We start from the raw sequence: 18,429 nt of genomic DNA on the forward strand, positions 1-18,429 counted from the left end.
GTATGTTTTATAATTAATTTTACCTAAACTGATATAAAGACGGTATAAAAATTTTTAAACTATTTGAATTTGCCGTATTGATTTGTACCATAATGGTATTTAGCAACTACTTATATTATGCTTCAGGTAAAAATTATTTCCAAAAAAATATATAAACTAATGTTACAAAATATATTTATAATAATTAATATATTTATTTTTACAATAATTAATGTTATTAAATTTACATCTAAAATTATTTTTAATTTTGATATAATTATTTCATGAGTGTCAGAAAAATAAAGAAGAGCTACATCTCTTGTGTCGGATATTTTAAAAGCTATAAGAACAACAAGCAATTAGCTTTTGAATCTATTTTGGAAAGAGATTTTTTTATGCTGTTAGAATTTAATAAGGATGTTGTTTCGTTTGAAGAACAACCACTGAAAATCAATTACAAGCTAAAAGCAAAAAACACAAGATATACCCCTGATGTACTAGTGATATATAAGGATGGCTCTAAAAAAATCTTTGAAGTTAAATACCAAAGTGATATAGATTCCGATACAAAACTACAACATAAGATATCTGTTTTAAAAGAAGAAATAGCCCGACAAATGTCACTTCCTTTTGAAACATTCACAGACGCACAAATAGACCAAATATATTTCAAAAACTGTGTTTTTCTCTATAAAAATGCTTTTATCTCTGAAAGTCAAACTATGACCAATAAAGTACTAGAGAATATCAATAAGCTTTCTGAGCCCATTTCTATCAAATCATTTTTAGAACTTTTATCAACCAATCAAACTGAACAATTGCAAACACTTCCCTATCTTTGGCATAAGATATTTAAGGAACCTTCTCTGATAAACATGCACACAAAGATTACTATGTCTTCTCTTATACTTAAAGGAAAAATTCATGAGTAAACTAGACCTTTCTATAGGTTCCAAAGTCTTCTACAATAACGTTGAGCATATCATATTGAAAGCCGTCAATTTTCACACCCTATCCATAGCTCCAACAAATAATCAAAATGAAATCATCAATGTAAAAATACAAGACTTATCTTCAAAGCCTCAAGAAGAAAAAACGCAACTAGACAGCTATACGGATGAGGAGTGGAGTGAAGCAAAAAAGAAATACAATGCTATTAAAGAGCTCGTCTTTAGAAAAAAGTCACGTGACGAAGTTGAAGAGGTAGCTGCTAAGTACAAAGTGACCGCTATGACCGTCTATCGTTGGATAAAGACCTATGAAGAATCAGAAAAAATCAGTTCACTAATCTCAAGCAAACATAAACGCGGCAAAAAAGGAAGTCGCATAGAGCCTTTAACAAATAAGGTCATTGAAGATGTTATAGAAGAACTCTATCTTACCAAACAAAGAATCGGTTTTCCGAAAATCTTCAACACCATTAAAGCAGAATGCAAGAAGCTCAACATAATCCCTCCACATGAGAACACTGTCCGCAATAGAATAAAAACAATCGATCCAAAATTCGCTCTGAAAAAACGTTTTAGTGCAAAAAAAGCGAATGAAAAATATGGGAATTTTGAAGGAGAATATCCAGAGGGAAACTTTCCTTTGGAAGTGTATCAGATAGACCATACTCCACTTGACATCATACTTGTTGACTCTCACTCAAGAAAACCTCTAGGAAGACCTTATTTAACACTGGCGATTGATGTATATTCCAGAATGGTTGCAGGATTTTATCTCTCCTTGCAAGCGCCCGGATATTTCAGTGTGAGTCAGTGTCTCTACAATGCTTTTTTGCCAAAGGATGATTTTCTAAAAAAATACGATATTCAAGGCGAATGGGAAATATACGGGATTCCTTCAAAATATGCAGTCGATAACGGCAAAGATCTAATAGGGCTTGATATGCAAAGAGTATGCGATGAATTTGGCATGACTATGGTTCGAAGACCCGTTGGAAGACCACAATACGGAAGCCACGTAGAGAGGATTTTTTTGACTATAAATAAAGAAATTCATAATTTACCAGGTACTACATTTTCCAATATAGCCGAAAAAGCTGAGTATGATTCCATCAAAAACGCAACTTTTACCCTTGATGAGATAACAAAGTGGCTCACGGAGTTTATCGTCAATGTTTATCATAACCGTGTACATCATGGAATAGGCATGACACCGAGACAAAAATACAGTTTAGGCATCTTTGGCGATGATGAGAATCCGGGTACAGGCTTGCCGCCAATTGTAGAAGATAGGGAGTCGATTAAAATCGCTCTCTTACCTGCATTTTACCGAACCGTTCAAAAAGACGGCATCACACTTGATGGTATTACGTACTATTCGGATGTTCTGAGAACTTGGATAAACAGGGATGATGAACAAGGCAATAAGCTAAAGTTTAAAGTCAAAAGAGACCCTCTGAGTATCCAAAAGCTTTACTTCTTTGACCCGGAACTCAAAGAGTATTTTGAGTTAAGCTACAGAAAGCTTCATGCTCCAGATATGACCGTATGGGATCTCTATACAGCAAAGAGATATCTAAAAGAGAATAGTATCAAAGATACAAATGAAGATGACCTCTTTGATGCTTACGAACGGCTTACACACATAGAAAAACAGGCAAAAGAGAAAACAGCCAAACATAAAATAAGAAAAAGCAAAGCACCTAAAATGAGCGACATCAAGTCAAAAAGCAAAACAGAGAGTCAAGTTGTAAAAGAGAAAGAGACCAAACAAGCTGATGATGTTTTTCATGACCTCTTTGACAACATAGAAACTTTTCACATTAAAGAGTAGCGTATGAATATTGAACTAACAGAAGAAACAAAAAAAATACTTGACAGCTCTGATGAAGAGAGAATCAAATATATCAACGAAGAGTATTGGATTGACTATCCTATCGCTCAAAATATCTTAGAAAAGATGGAAGATATTTACAATTTCGGCTATGGCAAGACCAGATATATCAGCATCTTGCTTGTGGGTGGAAGCAACAACGGAAAGACATCTCTGCTCAAACAGTTTTTGGAGAAGCATCCGCCCTACGATTACAATATCGATGGCGAACAGCCTGATTGGATCACAGATGACTTCTTTGATAAATACACCGGTATTGGCAGACCTGTTTTATATGTCATCTCACCAACAGAACCAAGCGAGAGCAGACTCTACAGTATTATCTTGGAGCAATTGAATATACCCTATAAAACACGTGACTCCTTGGATGTAAAAGCTAAACTCGTAGAGTATTACCTCAAAGCTCTTAATGTCAGAGTCCTTATCATCGATGAGATTCATAACATTCTTAACGGCTCCCCTGCAAGACAAAAGCAGATTATGAGTGCTATAAGAGATTTAAGCAGCAAACTGACAATGCCCGTCATTTTAGCAGGAGTCAAAGAAGCTTTACGTGCCGTAAACACAGAAGATCAGATTAGCAGCAGATACAGACCGGAATATCTCACAAAATGGAAGATGGATAAAGATTACATCAGTCTCTTAGCCACCACAATAAGCAAACTGCCACTAAAAAAACAATCTACAATTATCAACAAGGATGATGCACAAGAGATTCTTGAACTATGTAACGGATATATTGGGGAGATTGTGAACTTGATTAAAGCAGCTGCCGTATATGCCATAAAAACAGGAAGCGAGAGAGTTACCATCAACGAGATAAAAGAGTGTGGATTTAATACTCTGCAAAATATTCATAAGACTATGAATCTCAAAGATATATGATCAAAAAGATAAACTTTCCGGAACTAAAAAATGAAAACTTTGTAATCATCCCTCTACCGCTTGAAGATGAACTGCTTTCCTCCTGGATAGTTCGCACGGCATATGCCCACAAGACGCATCCACATACTTTTACAAATCAATATCTAAACTACAGACAGCACTCTTTTTTTCTTGCTCAAAGCGATCTTACTTTAGATCCAGAGATGATTAAAATCATCGAAGAAAAAAGTCATCACAAAATAGATATTCGTTCCCTAATACTAACAACCTACTCAGGATATATTCAAGAAAATATCTATGAGAATAATCCAGCTACATTTTTTACCCATCAAAAATATTGTCCTATCTGTCTACGAGAAGACAAAGTGCCCTACTTTAGAAAAAAATGGCGGGTTGTTTTTTACAATATTTGTCATAAACACCAATGCCGCTTATACGAGCATTGTCCTTCTTGCAAAACAAAACTCGATACCTCGCAAATGTATGAAAACAGGCTACCTTACACACACTGCCACCATTGCGGATTTGAACTGAAAAAAGGAAGAAAACTACCGATTCATAAAAAGCATATTTCAAGTCTTGAGTATCAAAACAAGATTTTTAAAACTATAGAAAACGGCTATATCCAGCTTGGCAAAACTCCTGTCTACTCATTTTTATTTTTTGAAGTTTTTTCAAAACTATCCAAGCTTATACTCCTTAATTACAAGCATAAATTTATAGATAAACATCCATTATTTTTACTCATAAAAGATGCGAAACACCAAAATGTGAATCATCCTATATTTAAAAAAGTAGATGCAAAAGCACAATCAGCACTTTTTGGGTTGATTATGTATATATTTGAAGATTTTCCACACAATTTAAAAGCCTATATCCAAGCAAACAGGCTTACTTATTACGATTTAACGACAAAGGTACATAATATACCGTTTTGGTATGAGAGCATTGTTAATGACATTTCACCGCGATATCTGCCGCATAGCATGACAGTCACAAAAGAAGAAGTAGAACATGCAGAGCAATATTTAAAGTCAATACGCAAAGAAATAAACAAAGCCAATCTTACTAAATTACTAGGGTGTAATTTTGGTAGTAATGATAATAATTTAAAAAACTTCATTCAACAATAATGCCACTACTTCAAGTGTAAATATAATATTCCATAGCCCAAAAATGACTCCCCATATCTTTTCTTTCAAGCAAAGATTTAAAGTCTTTCCTTATTAATCTACTAGACACAGTTTTTAGATTATTGACAAATGAAGATAGCTTTATATGAGGCGGGGCACTAAAATGAATTATTACTTTTGACTGTTCCTCTATTGTGATGTCTACAAGCTTACATTTATGCTTATCGATATTTTGCAATATGATATTTTTTAGATTTTCTTCTAGTGTATCATATATAATTTTTTTGCCCTCAAATATACTTACAACTAAATAATAGTTTAGGTTATAAAATGAGTGTCTATTCCTTTTAAATCCGCTATTTAACAATATAATTTTTCCTTGACAACTAATTATTTTTTTTGTATAATATTATATATTAGTGTGATTTGTCAAGCGTTTTAAAAATATGACAAATTGCAATATATTTTTAAATTTTAAAATATTTTCTATACTCTTCTTTTATATAAAATATTTTTGGATAGAATACCAAAGGAGTTAAGATGACGATGATACCAAACAGAGCTAAAATTCTTGAAAAAAGTCTATGCGATTACTACTGGGCTTATTCTGATATCCTTAGAGATATAGGGATTAATGAATCTACTTATGACCAAAGAATCATGGCTTTTATGGCTTTAAAACTTCTAATTGACAATGACAAGCTTATGTTCACTTTTGAATATAATAATAATTTTGGCTTGGATCATGCAATATTTGCTAAATATGACTTGGGTGAAACAAAAAAAACTTTTCTAAATATTATAAAAAATATAGAAAAGCTTGGGCAAAATCTAAATTATTTCACACAAGAGAGCAAATATAATCCAGATACCTCTAAAAATATTTTGACCTATTTAAATCATTTTAAAACATTTGAACTTGAAAGATACATTCAAGAGCTACCTAATAATTATCTTGAAAATGTACTTGACATTTACACATATAAGGCAAATTTTAGAGACTATCCAAAAGAACAGTACAAAGACTTGTATGAAGCTACTATTTCAAGAATGAAAAAACTTAGTGGTGATTTAACAGGGCAACATTTCACTCAAAAATCTATTGTACATCTTATGTGTGAGGTTTCTAAATTTGAAGCTGAGGGGTATGATAAGCTTGCTATTTATGATCCAACTTGTGGAACTGCCAGTATGCTCATGGAATCTGCACACTACTTTTATAACAAAAATAAAATAGAAAATATTGAGGTTTATGGACAAGAGTTACACGGGCAAACTTGGCTTTTAGCAAAAATATTTCTTGAAATTAGTTCTCTTGATGGAAAATCACAAGGTATTAAAAATACGATAGCTTATGGAAACACTTTAACTAATCCTGCTTTTGCAAATGGAATCAATGGAGATACAAGCTTCGACTTTATCATAGCAAATCCACCATTTGGCGTGGATTGGAAGCATAACTATGATGAAATAGTACAAAATATGAGTAGCAAAAAAAGTGACTTTTTTGTAGTTAAAGATGAAAAAAATAAAGTAGTAACTCCTAAAAAATCTGATGGTCAATTTTTGTTTATGCAACACATAATAAATCTGATGAAATCAGAAAAAAGAAGGAATAAACACGCTCATGCGGCTATAATTAGTTCATCTACGCTTATAAGTACTGGAAATGCTACAAGTAGTGAATCAAAGATAAGAAAAGAGATATTTAATACAGGTTTTGTAAGTGCTGTGCTCGAACAGCCAAGTGCAATGTTTACCAATACGGATATAAGTTCGCATATATGGTTTTTGGATAGTGACCCAAGCGAAAAAATCACAATAGTAAAAGCAGACACAAAAGAGGAAGAACTTTTTTCACCACATCTACAAGCCAAAGATAAGATGAAGAATTCTTATAGTCAAAAAAATATTCGTAGACTTGCCACCCTTATCAACAGTAAAAAAGAGTTTAAATATAAATCAAAATTTATAGACTCAAAAGATAGATATGAGATAAATATATCAAATGAGATAGGCTTCAAAGACGAGGTGGAAGATTTAAACTTCGATGAGCTTACAAATGAGCTTAATATGCTCATGAAAGAGATGTGTGAAGAGTTTCAGAACAGCTCACTCTTTGGGATAAAATAAATGATAGGAACTTTAGATAGTCAAGTTATTGAAAAGTTTAAAGAGTTTCAGGAAAAAACTGGGAAATATGCTGATTTAGATATTAATAAAGTACTTTTTGATAAAAAAACAATAGATGATATTGTTGATGACTTTATAAAAGGTTCAACTCCTAAATATTCGCATAATCCCACGGATACAATGGTTATAAAATCTGGACAAGCTCGAGGGAATTATAATGAGTTTAACTTTACGAAAACAGCTTATTTGGATTTATCAAAAGTCAAGAACCCTAAATATTTACAAAAAGGTGATATCTTAATTAATACAACTGGTGTAGGTACTTGCGGGAGAGTAACACACTTTTCGATCTTGATGGAAATTACGTATCTGATAGTCATATAACTACTCTTAGATATGATAAAAATATAATTAATCAATTTTACTTGTTATATTTTTTCGTAAAATTTGGATTTAAAAAATTGGAGTCAATGGCAGAAGGTTCTGGTGGTCAAATAGAATTGAGTATGGATAATGTTAAGCCTTTGTCTATTTCTATTCCTAAAGATTATAATGAATATAAATCTATTGATATACAAAATATAATAGTTGAATTTTTAGAATTTTGGAAAATAAATTATACAGATATCTTTAGAAAAACTGTTGACCATCAAAAACCAATTATAGAAAAAATCAAAAAAGCTTTAGTTCCTGCTACATTTAAATATGACAAAATATTAACAAAAAGTTTTAATAGTTTTGCAGATGACAATGGCTATGATCTTACTCTAGAAAGTATAGTGTTTAAAGAAGTACCTTTTTTTGATTTAGTTAAGGTAACAAATGGTTCTGAATTTCCAGCTGGTTATGTTAAAAGAGGAACAGGCGAGATTCCATTGATAAGTGCTGGTGTGAAAAAAGACATAATGGGAACTATAAAAAGTTTATTGGGAAATAATAAATCTGAGCCTTTAAAACATTATGTATTTAATGACACTAAACAAAAATGGAACGAAGTAAAGCATTATATTGGAAAAAATTATTATACGCTAACAGCAGATGGAGAAGGTGGAAATATTACAAAAAGAGCCAAAGAAAATTATCCAAAAGGGTTTTACACTACTAATATTTGTAAAACTTTAGAATTTAATGAGGCAGATATACAGGATGATTATTTCTATATGTCTTATAAATTCACAAAATACAAATATAATTTTGATTTTGGTAATAAAGCAAATAACGATAATTTATCTTTCATAAAAATTACCTTACCTGAGAATCATAATCTCTATTCATCTTTAGATTTACAAAAAATATTAATAGAATTTTGGAATAGTATTTTACAAAGTATAGATAATCAATTTGAAAAATTTGAAAATATTACTATACTAACTGATAAAATAGATGAAGCTTTTTTATATAGAACTTTTAGCAAAATAGAATGGAGATAATGATGACAAAAGAAGGAATATATAGCCAAATAGAGAAATTCAATATTAATATAGCAAATTCAAAAGAAACTAAAAACAATAAATATTACTATATTAATTCAGATGAAGCATTACTAAAATCACAATTTATCAATGAAATACAAAAAGATATAGTTATTAAAAATAAATTAGATTCTATTGAAACAGTGATGGATTTATGTTTTGGTAGTGGGAATTTAGCTTCACATATATTATTAGAAAATCAAATACAATATAAAAATATTATTTTAAATGATTACTTTTTAGATGAATGTAATCAAGAATTAGAAAACTTATTAGAAAACTGTGAATTGAAACAATGTGATTTTTTTAATTCAGATTGTTTTGAAGAAAATAGTGTTGATTTGCTTATATTTAATCCTACCCATGGTGGTAAACCAACAATAAAAGATTTTGTTAATAAAGAAAATAAAGATTTTGATGCTTTAAATAAAACATTATCTAAAATATTAAAGCCTAATTCACTTGTTATTTTTCGAGGTTTGAAAGAAGATTTTCAAGAATTGATATTTTCTAAATTTAAATATAAAAAAATCTATTTAGAGGGGAGTCAGTCTTTATATGTTTGTTACGATATAGAGGCTGAAAAGAAAGATTGCTACGAATATACAAATAATCAATTTATAGAAAATGAAAATTGTGAAATAGAAAAAAGTTCTGATGAAGAAGATTTAGATATTGGAGAACTTATGCAAGAATTAGAAGAAAATAAGATTGAAAATAGTTTCAATGGTGTTCTTCAATCTGAATCATCAATTGTAACTAATGCACAAAATGATAATGAAGAAAAATTTACGGAGTGGTGGTTAAGTAGTAGTTATCACTCTGTTGATGGAAAACCTTATGCAGAAAGTACTAAGAAAGGATATTTACGTGCTTTAAAACAATTAAAGACGGAGTTGATTACTTTTGGATTTGATAATATTGATATATTTAAACTTCAAGATTTAAAAGAAGTAAATGAACTATTAGATAGATTAGAATCAGGCGATTTATATGATTATAATAAACGACATGATAACTCTGATACAAGTAATGGATTAAAGCAATATATAAAATTTTTAAAAGGTGAAAGTAATATAAATACCTTTAATAATAGTAAAGAAGAAGAAGACAATATGAAAGATACAGAAATTATAAAAATAAAATTTTCAGATGAAGGAAAAGGAAACTTAGATTTTTCATATAAAAATATTCTTTTTAAAGGTGTTCCAGGTACTGGGAAAAGTAGGGCTATAAATGAGATTATAAAAAATCATTTAGAATTAGCAAAAAATGATAAAAATGCACTGCGTATAAATATACATTCTGCATCTTCAAATAGTGATCTTATGCAAGGAATAGGAATATCAACAAGTGATAAAGGAAATATCAAATATAGTGAAAAGCAGGGGCTTATATTAGATATTATAAAAAGAGCTACATTTCATCCAAATCAACCTTTTGTATTGATTCTTGAAGAGATACAAGAAAATAGCCTCAATGAGCTTATTGGGGATTTAATCTACTTAATTGAAGATGATAAAAGAGCAAAATTAACCGCTGATAATAAAGAATATGATAACTATGAAGACCTTGTGGATAAATTGGTAGATGAAGATGATACTTTAGACTATGTTGAGATACCATATCTTGTAAATGATAGTACGAAGTATAAAAAAATGATAATGCCATATAATTTATATATATTTTGTACATCTAATTATAGAGATGATAAAAAAGTGATAGAAGATAATCTCTTAAGAAGGTTTGAGGTTATTGAAATTTATCCAAAGGAAACTATCGTAAATGATTATGCAAAAGATTTTTTTGATAAATTGAATAAGTCTATTAATGCTGTTATGGAAAAGCAAGGCGAAATTCATCCTGATAGATTTTTAATAGGTCATGCTATATGGAAAGATGTTGAAAATAAAGAGTTATTTTATAAAGCATTTTCTAAATTGATAACAGAATTTAAAGATATAAGAGAAATAGAATTTGATGTTTTTAAATCTATCATAGAAGGTATATCTTTACCTGAAGATGTTAGTATTGAGATTGAAAATAGCTATTATAAAATGATAAAAGATATTCAATCAAAAATTCACTATGACTTCCTTAGTTAAACTAATATTCCTTAAAGAGAATGAAAAAGATATTTTTTATTCTCTTCAAAATCAAGGGATAAATTCTTCTAAATTTGAACATCATTTTATTGATTTATTTAATAAAATGTATAACAATGAAGTGGGTTATTACATCTTCAAGCAAGATGAACAAATTTATAAAATTATCATATTACCTAAAACGATTGATGAAAAAAGTCCAACTGCACAAAAAGATTTTGTGAATTATTTACTTCATTATCATAGAGTAAATAATAAATACAGATTTGACACAACAAAACAGATACCAAATTCACTTTTAAGTCTTGCATTTGAAGAAAACAATCAAGATGAAAACAACTCTCATAACCCAATTGAAGAGTTTGAATATTATAAGTACAAATCAATACTTGAATCAATAGAGTACTTTTTTAAAAAGCATAAAAATTTTAGAAAAATTCATATAGATTATAAATCACAAGATATTAAATATAAACTTAATCTCTCAAAAAATATAAAAGAGTTAGACAAAACAAAAATACATCAAACACAATCGTTAGATGTACTGTATTCTCAAATAGCAACTATAACTTATGGTGCTTTAAAATTGTTTGCTAAAAGAAGAATAGATATTATCAAAGATGAAGAATATAAAAAGCAACTCATCCAAGAAGCAAGAGAACTGATAAGCTTTATCGCTAAAAAATATCCTATAGATAAGAATTACAAATTTAGTTTATCAAAATTGAATAATTCTAAAACAACAAAAGTGTATAGTAACAAGAGTGATACCAAGTTGTTGTTAGTGGATATAAAATCATTGTTTGGTTTTGAGCAGATGTATCAAGATAATGAAGTGTATGTTAGCAATCGATATGATTTAACTACAACATCATTTTTTATAAATCCTTCAACATTCTATGAATGGTATATTTATGATATTTTTGAAAGTACTGTAGGTCATCAATATTCTGTACTTTTTGATAAGCACAAAGAAGCAAGTAAAAAAACCCAGACACAATATGATTTAACCTCAAAATATGATGGTGATACAAAGAGAAATTCAAAACCTGACTATATTTTGATTGATGAAGAAAAGAAAATAAAAGTTGTACTTGATGCTAAATGGAAAAACATTCCTAAGTTTAATGAAATTGGATCTGAAGATTTTTTAAAGTTAAAGCTTGATACAGAGTTATTAAATAATAACGGCTATTCAACATTGGCTTATTTGATTTATCCATATTATCCACATGAGAATGACCATATTAAAATTACAAAAGAAAGTAACCAATATTTTAACTTTGGTGTTTTGAAAATTGATATGAATTTCGATAAAGATAAAAATAGTATTAATTTTAAATATGATTTTGAAAGAATTGAAGAACAGATTAGAAAAGAAGAGAATGACGCCATAATTCAATCAAGCTCTGAAAGATTTACAAGTGAAATAGATGTTCGCAGAAGTGAGTTAATTACTAAACTCTTAAACAGTGAAGATCTTGAAAACAAAGAAGAAGTTTTTGCTGAACTTGATAATACACTTTTAGAATCAGCAACAAAATTAAGTGAAGAGATAGGAGAAAAAATATCTCCAGAAGTTCAAGAAGTTCTTGACCAATATAGTGATATTTTAGAGGAAGATAGTATAAAGTTTTTAAAATCTTCTTCTTCAATATACAACTATTACGTAGCTAGAAACTTTGAACATTTTGATTATTCTATGCCCGCAAGTGGTTTATGGAAACTAGTTGAACTTGAGCTTAATACGTCTTTTTCATGGTTTCTAAGAATCAAAAGTAATGTTTGTAATAATACTTCTCCTTGGATAAATATATCAAACTCAAGACGAAGTATCACTCAAGATTTAGAGAATAGAAAGCAAGTGAAGTTAAATCAATTCGAACACAATAATATAAGTAAACTTCAAGGCATAATGCTAGGTGGAATTATTTTGCTTCTTAAAGATGCAAAAACAATTGAGGAGTTTGATGAAATAGAAAATTTGAATAGAGTATTTTTCACATCAGAATTAACTGGATTTCTCTCAGAAATTATTAACTTAAGAAATGAACATGCACATATAAAAGCAATGTCATTAGAAAAATTTGATGAACTTTATAAAAAATTATTTAACAATAATGATTTAACAAAAACAAACATTTACAAACTATTAAAATTTAAAAAATCAACCAAATCTTTTATTACAAAATAATTTTTTTCAAAACACTCTCACACCATCTCTCAACACTGTCATCGTCAACATCGCCTTTTTTATGCTCTTTTTGCTCAAATGAAAGAGAGTAGTTCTTTTCAACATACCTAGCAAGGTCTTTATACGGCAAATCTTCTTCAATGTAGTGTTCTATTATCTCTTGCATATCATGTTCAGTATACGGCTCCGTATCTTCACTTGTAAAAAATATCCAGGTTGATGGTCCCCAACTGCTGTCTTGCTCTATCTCAACAATGTATACAGCTTTTTGGTCATAAGCAAGCTCTCCAAACAGAAATCTTCTTTGCTTGTCCTCATCACCATGCAGTAGTGACCTTGACTTAGTTGACTTTCGTTTTTTGTTTTGAATCTTTTTTATTTTTAACGGTCCAACGAGTTCTGAACCCTCTACAAATGCAAAAGTCAGTAAAGCCTCATAAAACTGATAAAAGTTTTCTAAATTAAATATCTTCTTCTCTGTATTGTTTTCTTCTGAGTCGTTTGAGATTGCAACTTCACCAAGATTTTTATCTCCATCAGCTGTCGGAGTTTCAAAACTGTTCCCCACCGTTTTTGGAATATTATCAACAAGCAGTTCTGATTCATTCTCTAAATAGATAGTTGTTTCATGCATAGGTACTTTGTTTTTATAGTATTCATCTTCGTTTGTGCGTATGATATATGTTAGATACTCACTAGATGGTGTGCCCGTATAAATCTTATTGCTTCTTTGAGGCTTTTTTCTTTTGAACTTTTTCTTAGGCGGCTTGGGAATATTATATTGCTCAGGACCAATATCTCTAGGGTCTGCTTTGGCACTAAACTGTTTATAGTAAAGCTCTTCAAATCCTAGCGCTGAGTTATCCGAATGTATATTTAGGACCAAGTACTTAGGATTACCTCTTTCATCGTCTCCTAGGTATATGTATGAAGCGTATATCTCGAAAGGATTTTTAACAGGGAATTGCGCCTTGATTTGTTGATACTCAAAGCTCGCACTTAAAGATTTTTGATTTGAAATATATTCAAGTCTTGCTCTTGCAAAAGAATTACCTATAAAACGACATAAAAAAGGCAGGTCTTTTTTTCCTGCTTTCTTTTTAATATGCAGCTTTATGACAGTTTCTCCTTTGGCATTTTTTTCATTATGGAAACTACCTTCATAATAAAGCTCTCCAAGCGTCTCACTCATAATCGCATGTTTCATAGATGAAGATAAGAAGTAGAATCTATTTGCTATCGTATAGCACGGTATTATAAGTGTACATTCATCTTGTACTTCTACATGGGCATATTGTCTCAACAGGTACTTAGCTACATCTTCATAATCTATTATGTTTTTAGCTTCTTCTTCACTAAGGACCGTTGATAAACGCACAAGATTTACATCAATATTTTCATTGACTGTAAACTCACCCTTGAGCAAAGTTTTATTCTGACCAACATGCTCACCGTCAGTATATATATGACCGACTTTATACTTATATCTCATCATTTCAGGGGCTATATGTTCTGAACGAAATCTGCCTGTTTTTATATTACGAAAAATTGCTTTGTAGTAGTTGGGGTGTTCTTTGATATTGATATCTGTAACTGTTACAAATTCAAACGGTTGGTTAGGAAATTTTGAGAAGAAATTGAGGATTGCTGAATTGTTTTGTGACAAATCTCAATCCTCCAGTAACATTTATTATTGTAGAGTAACTTTTGTTCTTGTAAATGACAGTATGCTTGAGCCAAAAGAGTTAAAAGAGATAAAATCAGAAATAGCGAAATTAGGGGATAAGGTTAAGATTATTCAAAATATGTTCTGGGAAGAAAAAGCCCCAGATTTAGATAGTCATATTCCATCTGAATTTGCAGAGATTTACAGACTTGCTTCTCAAAGTGGCATGAACAAAGAGCATTTAGATGCTATTATGAGAATGACACTAGAACATATGCCATTTAAAATGAGAGAAAATTCATCTACAATAAAGAGATATTTTCAAACAATACTCAGAAAAATGGTGCCTGTAAGACTTGAAGCGCTGCCCTCAATTGGAAATAAAAAGGTGATAATGTTAGTTGGTCCAACAGGGGTTGGCAAAACAACATCTGTTGCAAAATTGGCTGCAAGATACTCCTTTTTGATGCAAAAAAAGTATAAAGTAGGGCTTATAGTTCTTGATACTTACCGTATAGGTGCAGTTGAGCAACTTATGCAGTATGCAAGAATGATGAAATTAGCAATTGAGACAGTAGTAGATCCATCAGATTTTGCTAGTGCGCTTGATTCACTTAAATATTGTGACTATATTTTAATAGACACAATGGGTTCTAGTCCATACGATAGAAATAAGATTGAAAAAATTTATGAGTGTTTAGATGGAAATGATACAAAGTACAATATAGACGTTGTCTTAGTAATGCCAAGCTCTATAAAATATGAAGATTTAAAAGCAACTTATGAAAATTTCTCTAGTCTAAATGTGGATACGCTAATGTTTACAAAGCTTGATGAAACAAGAGGTTTTGGGAATATATTTTCCCTTGCATATGAGATAAAAAAGCCAATAAGTTACTTCTCTGTTGGGCAAGAAGTTCCTGAGGATTTGGTTTGTGCAACAAGCGATTTTTTAGTTGAGTGTTTATTAAATGGTTTTAATAGGAGCAAAGCATGATAGGGAATCAAGCTAAAGGGCTTCAAGAATTAGTCTCATCTAACTCGCCAAAAAAATCAAAAAAAACACGCTTTATTGCAATAACTAGTGGAAAAGGTGGTGTTGGAAAAAGTACGATAAGCTCAAATTTGGCGTATGTTTTATCTCAAAGTGGATTAAATGTAGGTATATTTGATGCTGACATAGGTCTTGCAAATCTGGATGTAATGTTTAATGTAAAAATAAAGAAAAACATATTACATGTACTAAAAGGCGAGGCAACAGTTGGAGATATTTTGATACCGATAACAAGAAATCTTATTCTTATCCCTGGTGAGAGCGGTGATGAGATTTTGAAGTATTCAGATAAAGCTCTATTTGAGAGATTTATGAGCGAAGCTGAGGTGTTAGATAAGTTAGATATTATGATAATCGATACAGGAGCTGGCATTGGAGAGCATATACAGATGTTCCTAGATGCAGCAGATGATGTCATTGTGGTAACTGTCCCAGACCCTGCAGCAATTACAGATGCCTATGCAACTATAAAAACAATAGCCGCTTTGCGCAGTGACATCGGTTTGATTATGAATCAGGTGAAAAACGAAAAAGAGGCAGCAGCAGTATATGAGAAGATAAAAAAGGTAGCATTTGCAAATATTGGAGATAAACTTAATTTAAAATTAATTGGAAAAATTGATAGTGATGTAAAAGTATCTTCATCTATTAAACAAAGGGCGCTCTTTACTATTGTACATGAAGGTTCAAGCGTTCATAAAGATGTCATAGCTATTGCTAAGAATATAGTAAAAAATTTGGAACGAAATGTGCTAGTTTCTCCAAGCGAGAGTGGTTTATCTGGGCTTTTTAAGCGTTTAGTAAAACATTTTTAAATCAAGTTGAGGCTATTAGATGTTAGGTGAGAACTTCGTATATTTTTTTACTGTCCAAGGTTTTTTTGTTGGGATAGTTTTTGGTATATTAAAGTCATTTGATGCAGAGGGACTACTTGTATATACATCTCTAATAACAGGTTTTTTCTACCTTTTCTCACATATAGTCATTGCCTTTTATTACAAAACAACAGTTGCGAAAAACTACTTTTTTCCAAAAGAAAATCATGAAAGAAAGCTTGATATATTTGTAATAGAGATAACTAAAAGAGAAAAACTTATCGACTCTGCTATCAAAATTACAGATGCGGCAATTAAAGCTAATGCTGTAGATGTTGAGGTCAATCGATGATTAGCGCATATACTCAAGATTTAAAACATAAAGAAGATGAGTTGGCAATTCAGTATTTGCCCGCTGTTAAAGCTATGGCTTTTAGATTGAAAGAGAGACTTCCAAGCTCAGTTGATTATATGGATCTCTCAGCAATTGGCACAGAAGAGTTGATAAAACTTGCAAGAAGATATGATGAGAGTCTCAATGACTCATTTTGGGGATATGCAAAAAAACGTGTTTATGGTGCAATGCTTGATTATCTTAGAAGTTTAGATATCGTAAGTCGTGCAAGCAGAAAACTTATAAAAGCGATAGATTATGCTATTGAAGAACATAGAGCTATACATGATGAGGAGCCAAGTGACGAAGAGTTGGCTCTTATAATAGGCGAAGATATTGAGAAAATTCATGAAGCTAGAATTGCTTCATCCATATACGCAGTTATGCCTCTACATGATCAACTTCAAGTTGGAGATGAGGGCGCATCGCTTGCAAATATAGAAAAAGAGGAGTTGATAGATGTTATTAAAACTGTTCTTGGCTTATATAGTGAGAGAGAACAGATGATTATTCAGCTATACTATTTTGAAGAACTTTCTCTAAAAGAGATTAGTGATGTCTTAGGAATAACAGAATCAAGAATTTCCCAAATTCATAAATCAGTAATTCATAAGATAAAAGAGAGTGTAGGGGCTTAAGATGGCAGACATACTTTCACAAGAAGAGATAGATGCGCTCTTAGATGTTGTAGATGATGAAGATGGAGGAGGTGATCTTTTTGATGAAATGGGAAGTGATTCGCATACATCAAACAGACAGGTAACACTTTACGATTTTAAACGTCCAAATAGAGTCTCAAAAGAGCAGCTCCGTGCATTTAAGGGTATCCATGACAAGATGGCAAGGTCTCTATCCTCTCAAATTTCTTCAATTATGCGCTCAATCGTTGAGATACAGCTACACTCTGTAGATCAGATGACATATGGTGAGTTTTTGATGTCACTTCCAAACCCTACAAGTTTTAATGTTTTTTCAATGAAACCATTAGAAGGAAGTGGCGTTATAGAGATAAATCCATCAATTGCTTTTCCAATGCTTGATAGACTATTAGGTGGAAAAGGTGAACCTTTTGATGCGAGTAGAGAATTCTCAGATATAGAGCTTAGTCTTTTTGAGACAATTTTAAGAGTTATGATGAGTACTTTAAAAGATGCTTGGGGTCCAGTTATGGAGATTTTCCCAAATATAGAGTCAAAAGAATCTAGCCCTAATGTTGTACAAATCGTTGCTCAAAATGAGATTGTAGTCATGGTTGTTATGGAGATTATTATTGGTCAGAGTTCAGGTATGATGAATATCTGTTATCCTGTTATCGCACTAGAGCCAGTTTTACCAAAGTTAGCAAGTAGAGACTTGATGCTTAATGAAACAAGTACTAAAAAGAGTCGTAACACAGAGCTACATGTACTTCTTGGAGGCGCAAAAGTTGGCATAGAAGCGATGCTTGGAAATGCTGAGCTTACTTTGAGAGATGTTTTAGACCTTCAAGCTGGAGATATAGTTAGACTTACAAGCCCAGCAGATGATATTGTCACAATTTGTGTTGATGGAAAAGATAGATTTCGCGGTAAAATTGGACTAAGAAGATTTAGAAAATCAGTTCAGGTAACAGAAATAATTGATACAGAAAGAGATGCAGTAAAGAGAGCGTTAGAGAATTTTGAATCAATTAGAAGAGAAAAAATATCAGGTGTAAAAGAGATGGTTTTTGATGAAAAAAATAGATATATAGAAGAAGATGATGAGGATGAGGAGTAG

Annotated in this window: 16 protein-coding genes; 14 read left to right on the forward strand and 2 right to left on the reverse strand. The window is 31.0% G+C overall.

What is annotated here, in order from left to right; translation table 11 throughout:
• Positions 1-263: 263 nt before the first annotated feature.
• The 4 genes from SUDEN_RS10985 to SUDEN_RS03635 are packed head-to-tail and all read left to right on the forward strand — an operon-like array spanning position 264 to position 4,838.
• Positions 264-911, forward strand: coding sequence for a heteromeric transposase endonuclease subunit TnsA (locus SUDEN_RS10985; RefSeq protein ID WP_011372325.1), 648 nt, complete (start codon positions 264-266; stop codon positions 909-911).
• Positions 904-2,760, forward strand: a complete 1,857-nt coding sequence (locus SUDEN_RS03625) for a Mu transposase C-terminal domain-containing protein (protein WP_011372326.1) — start codon at positions 904-906, stop codon at positions 2,758-2,760. Before SUDEN_RS10985 ends, SUDEN_RS03625 begins: the two co-directional genes overlap by 8 nt.
• A 3-nt stretch (positions 2,761-2,763) precedes the next feature.
• A complete protein-coding gene (locus tag SUDEN_RS03630) occupies positions 2,764-3,705 on the forward strand; it encodes a TniB family NTP-binding protein (RefSeq protein WP_011372327.1) in 942 nt (313 codons plus the stop codon).
• Positions 3,702-4,838, forward strand: a complete 1,137-nt coding sequence (locus SUDEN_RS03635) for a TniQ family protein (RefSeq protein WP_011372328.1) — start codon at positions 3,702-3,704, stop codon at positions 4,836-4,838. Before SUDEN_RS03630 ends, SUDEN_RS03635 begins: the two co-directional genes overlap by 4 nt.
• A 10-nt stretch (positions 4,839-4,848) precedes the next feature.
• Here the strand turns inward: SUDEN_RS03635 and tnpA are convergent, their stop codons facing one another.
• Positions 4,849-5,205: an IS200/IS605 family transposase gene (tnpA, locus tag SUDEN_RS03640; RefSeq protein WP_011372329.1), complete on the reverse strand. Its 357-nt coding sequence runs from the start codon at positions 5,203-5,205 to the stop codon at positions 4,849-4,851.
• 173 nt (positions 5,206-5,378) lie between these two features.
• On the opposite strand from tnpA, the gene SUDEN_RS03645 reads away from it, so the two are divergent.
• The 5 genes from SUDEN_RS03645 to SUDEN_RS03660 all read left to right on the forward strand — a co-directional run bounded on the left by SUDEN_RS03645 (position 5,379) and on the right by SUDEN_RS03660 (position 12,742).
• Positions 5,379-6,971: an HsdM family class I SAM-dependent methyltransferase gene (locus tag SUDEN_RS03645; RefSeq protein ID WP_011372330.1), complete on the forward strand. Its 1,593-nt coding sequence runs from the start codon at positions 5,379-5,381 to the stop codon at positions 6,969-6,971.
• The gene (locus tag SUDEN_RS10990) at positions 6,972-7,355 is read left to right on the forward strand and encodes a hypothetical protein (protein ID WP_011372331.1); all 384 of its coding nucleotides are present in this window, start codon (positions 6,972-6,974) and stop codon (positions 7,353-7,355) included. It abuts the gene before it with no gap.
• 86 nt (positions 7,356-7,441) lie between these two features.
• On the forward strand, positions 7,442-8,401 hold the full coding sequence (locus SUDEN_RS10995) for a hypothetical protein (protein ID WP_049752194.1): 960 nt from the start codon (positions 7,442-7,444) through the stop codon (positions 8,399-8,401).
• A 2-nt stretch (positions 8,402-8,403) separates the two neighbouring features.
• The gene (locus tag SUDEN_RS03655; RefSeq protein ID WP_011372333.1) at positions 8,404-10,548 is read left to right on the forward strand and encodes an AAA family ATPase; all 2,145 of its coding nucleotides are present in this window, start codon (positions 8,404-8,406) and stop codon (positions 10,546-10,548) included.
• Positions 10,532-12,742 (forward strand): hypothetical protein, encoded by a 2,211-nt coding sequence (locus tag SUDEN_RS03660; protein WP_011372334.1) that lies wholly within the window; start codon positions 10,532-10,534, stop codon positions 12,740-12,742. Before SUDEN_RS03655 ends, SUDEN_RS03660 begins: the two co-directional genes overlap by 17 nt.
• Here the strand turns inward: SUDEN_RS03660 and SUDEN_RS03665 are convergent.
• A complete protein-coding gene (locus SUDEN_RS03665; protein ID WP_011373217.1) occupies positions 12,732-14,408 on the reverse strand; it encodes a hypothetical protein in 1,677 nt (558 codons plus the stop codon). The two genes, SUDEN_RS03660 and SUDEN_RS03665, sit on opposite strands and share 11 nt — an antisense overlap.
• Between SUDEN_RS03665 and flhF the strand changes: the two genes are divergently transcribed.
• The 5 genes from flhF to fliM are packed head-to-tail and all read left to right on the forward strand — an operon-like array spanning position 14,317 to position 18,429.
• Positions 14,317-15,405, forward strand: a complete 1,089-nt coding sequence (flhF, locus tag SUDEN_RS03670) for a flagellar biosynthesis protein FlhF (protein WP_011372336.1) — start codon at positions 14,317-14,319, stop codon at positions 15,403-15,405. The two genes, SUDEN_RS03665 and flhF, sit on opposite strands and share 92 nt — an antisense overlap.
• Positions 15,402-16,277: a P-loop NTPase gene (locus SUDEN_RS03675; protein ID WP_011372337.1), complete on the forward strand. Its 876-nt coding sequence runs from the start codon at positions 15,402-15,404 to the stop codon at positions 16,275-16,277. Before flhF ends, SUDEN_RS03675 begins: the two co-directional genes overlap by 4 nt.
• A gap of 19 nt (positions 16,278-16,296) precedes the next feature.
• Entirely contained in the window at positions 16,297-16,629 is a 333-nt protein-coding gene (locus SUDEN_RS03680; protein WP_011372338.1) for a hypothetical protein, read from the forward strand.
• Entirely contained in the window at positions 16,626-17,309 is a 684-nt protein-coding gene (locus tag SUDEN_RS03685) for an RNA polymerase sigma factor FliA (RefSeq protein WP_011372339.1), read from the forward strand. Before SUDEN_RS03680 ends, SUDEN_RS03685 begins: the two co-directional genes overlap by 4 nt.
• Before the next feature lies 1 nt (position 17,310).
• Positions 17,311-18,429, forward strand: a complete 1,119-nt coding sequence (gene fliM / locus SUDEN_RS03690) for a flagellar motor switch protein FliM (protein ID WP_011372340.1) — start codon at positions 17,311-17,313, stop codon at positions 18,427-18,429.

It is taken from the genome of Sulfurimonas denitrificans DSM 1251, from assembly GCF_000012965.1.
Lineage (GTDB): Bacteria > Campylobacterota > Campylobacteria > Campylobacterales > Sulfurimonadaceae > Sulfurimonas > Sulfurimonas denitrificans.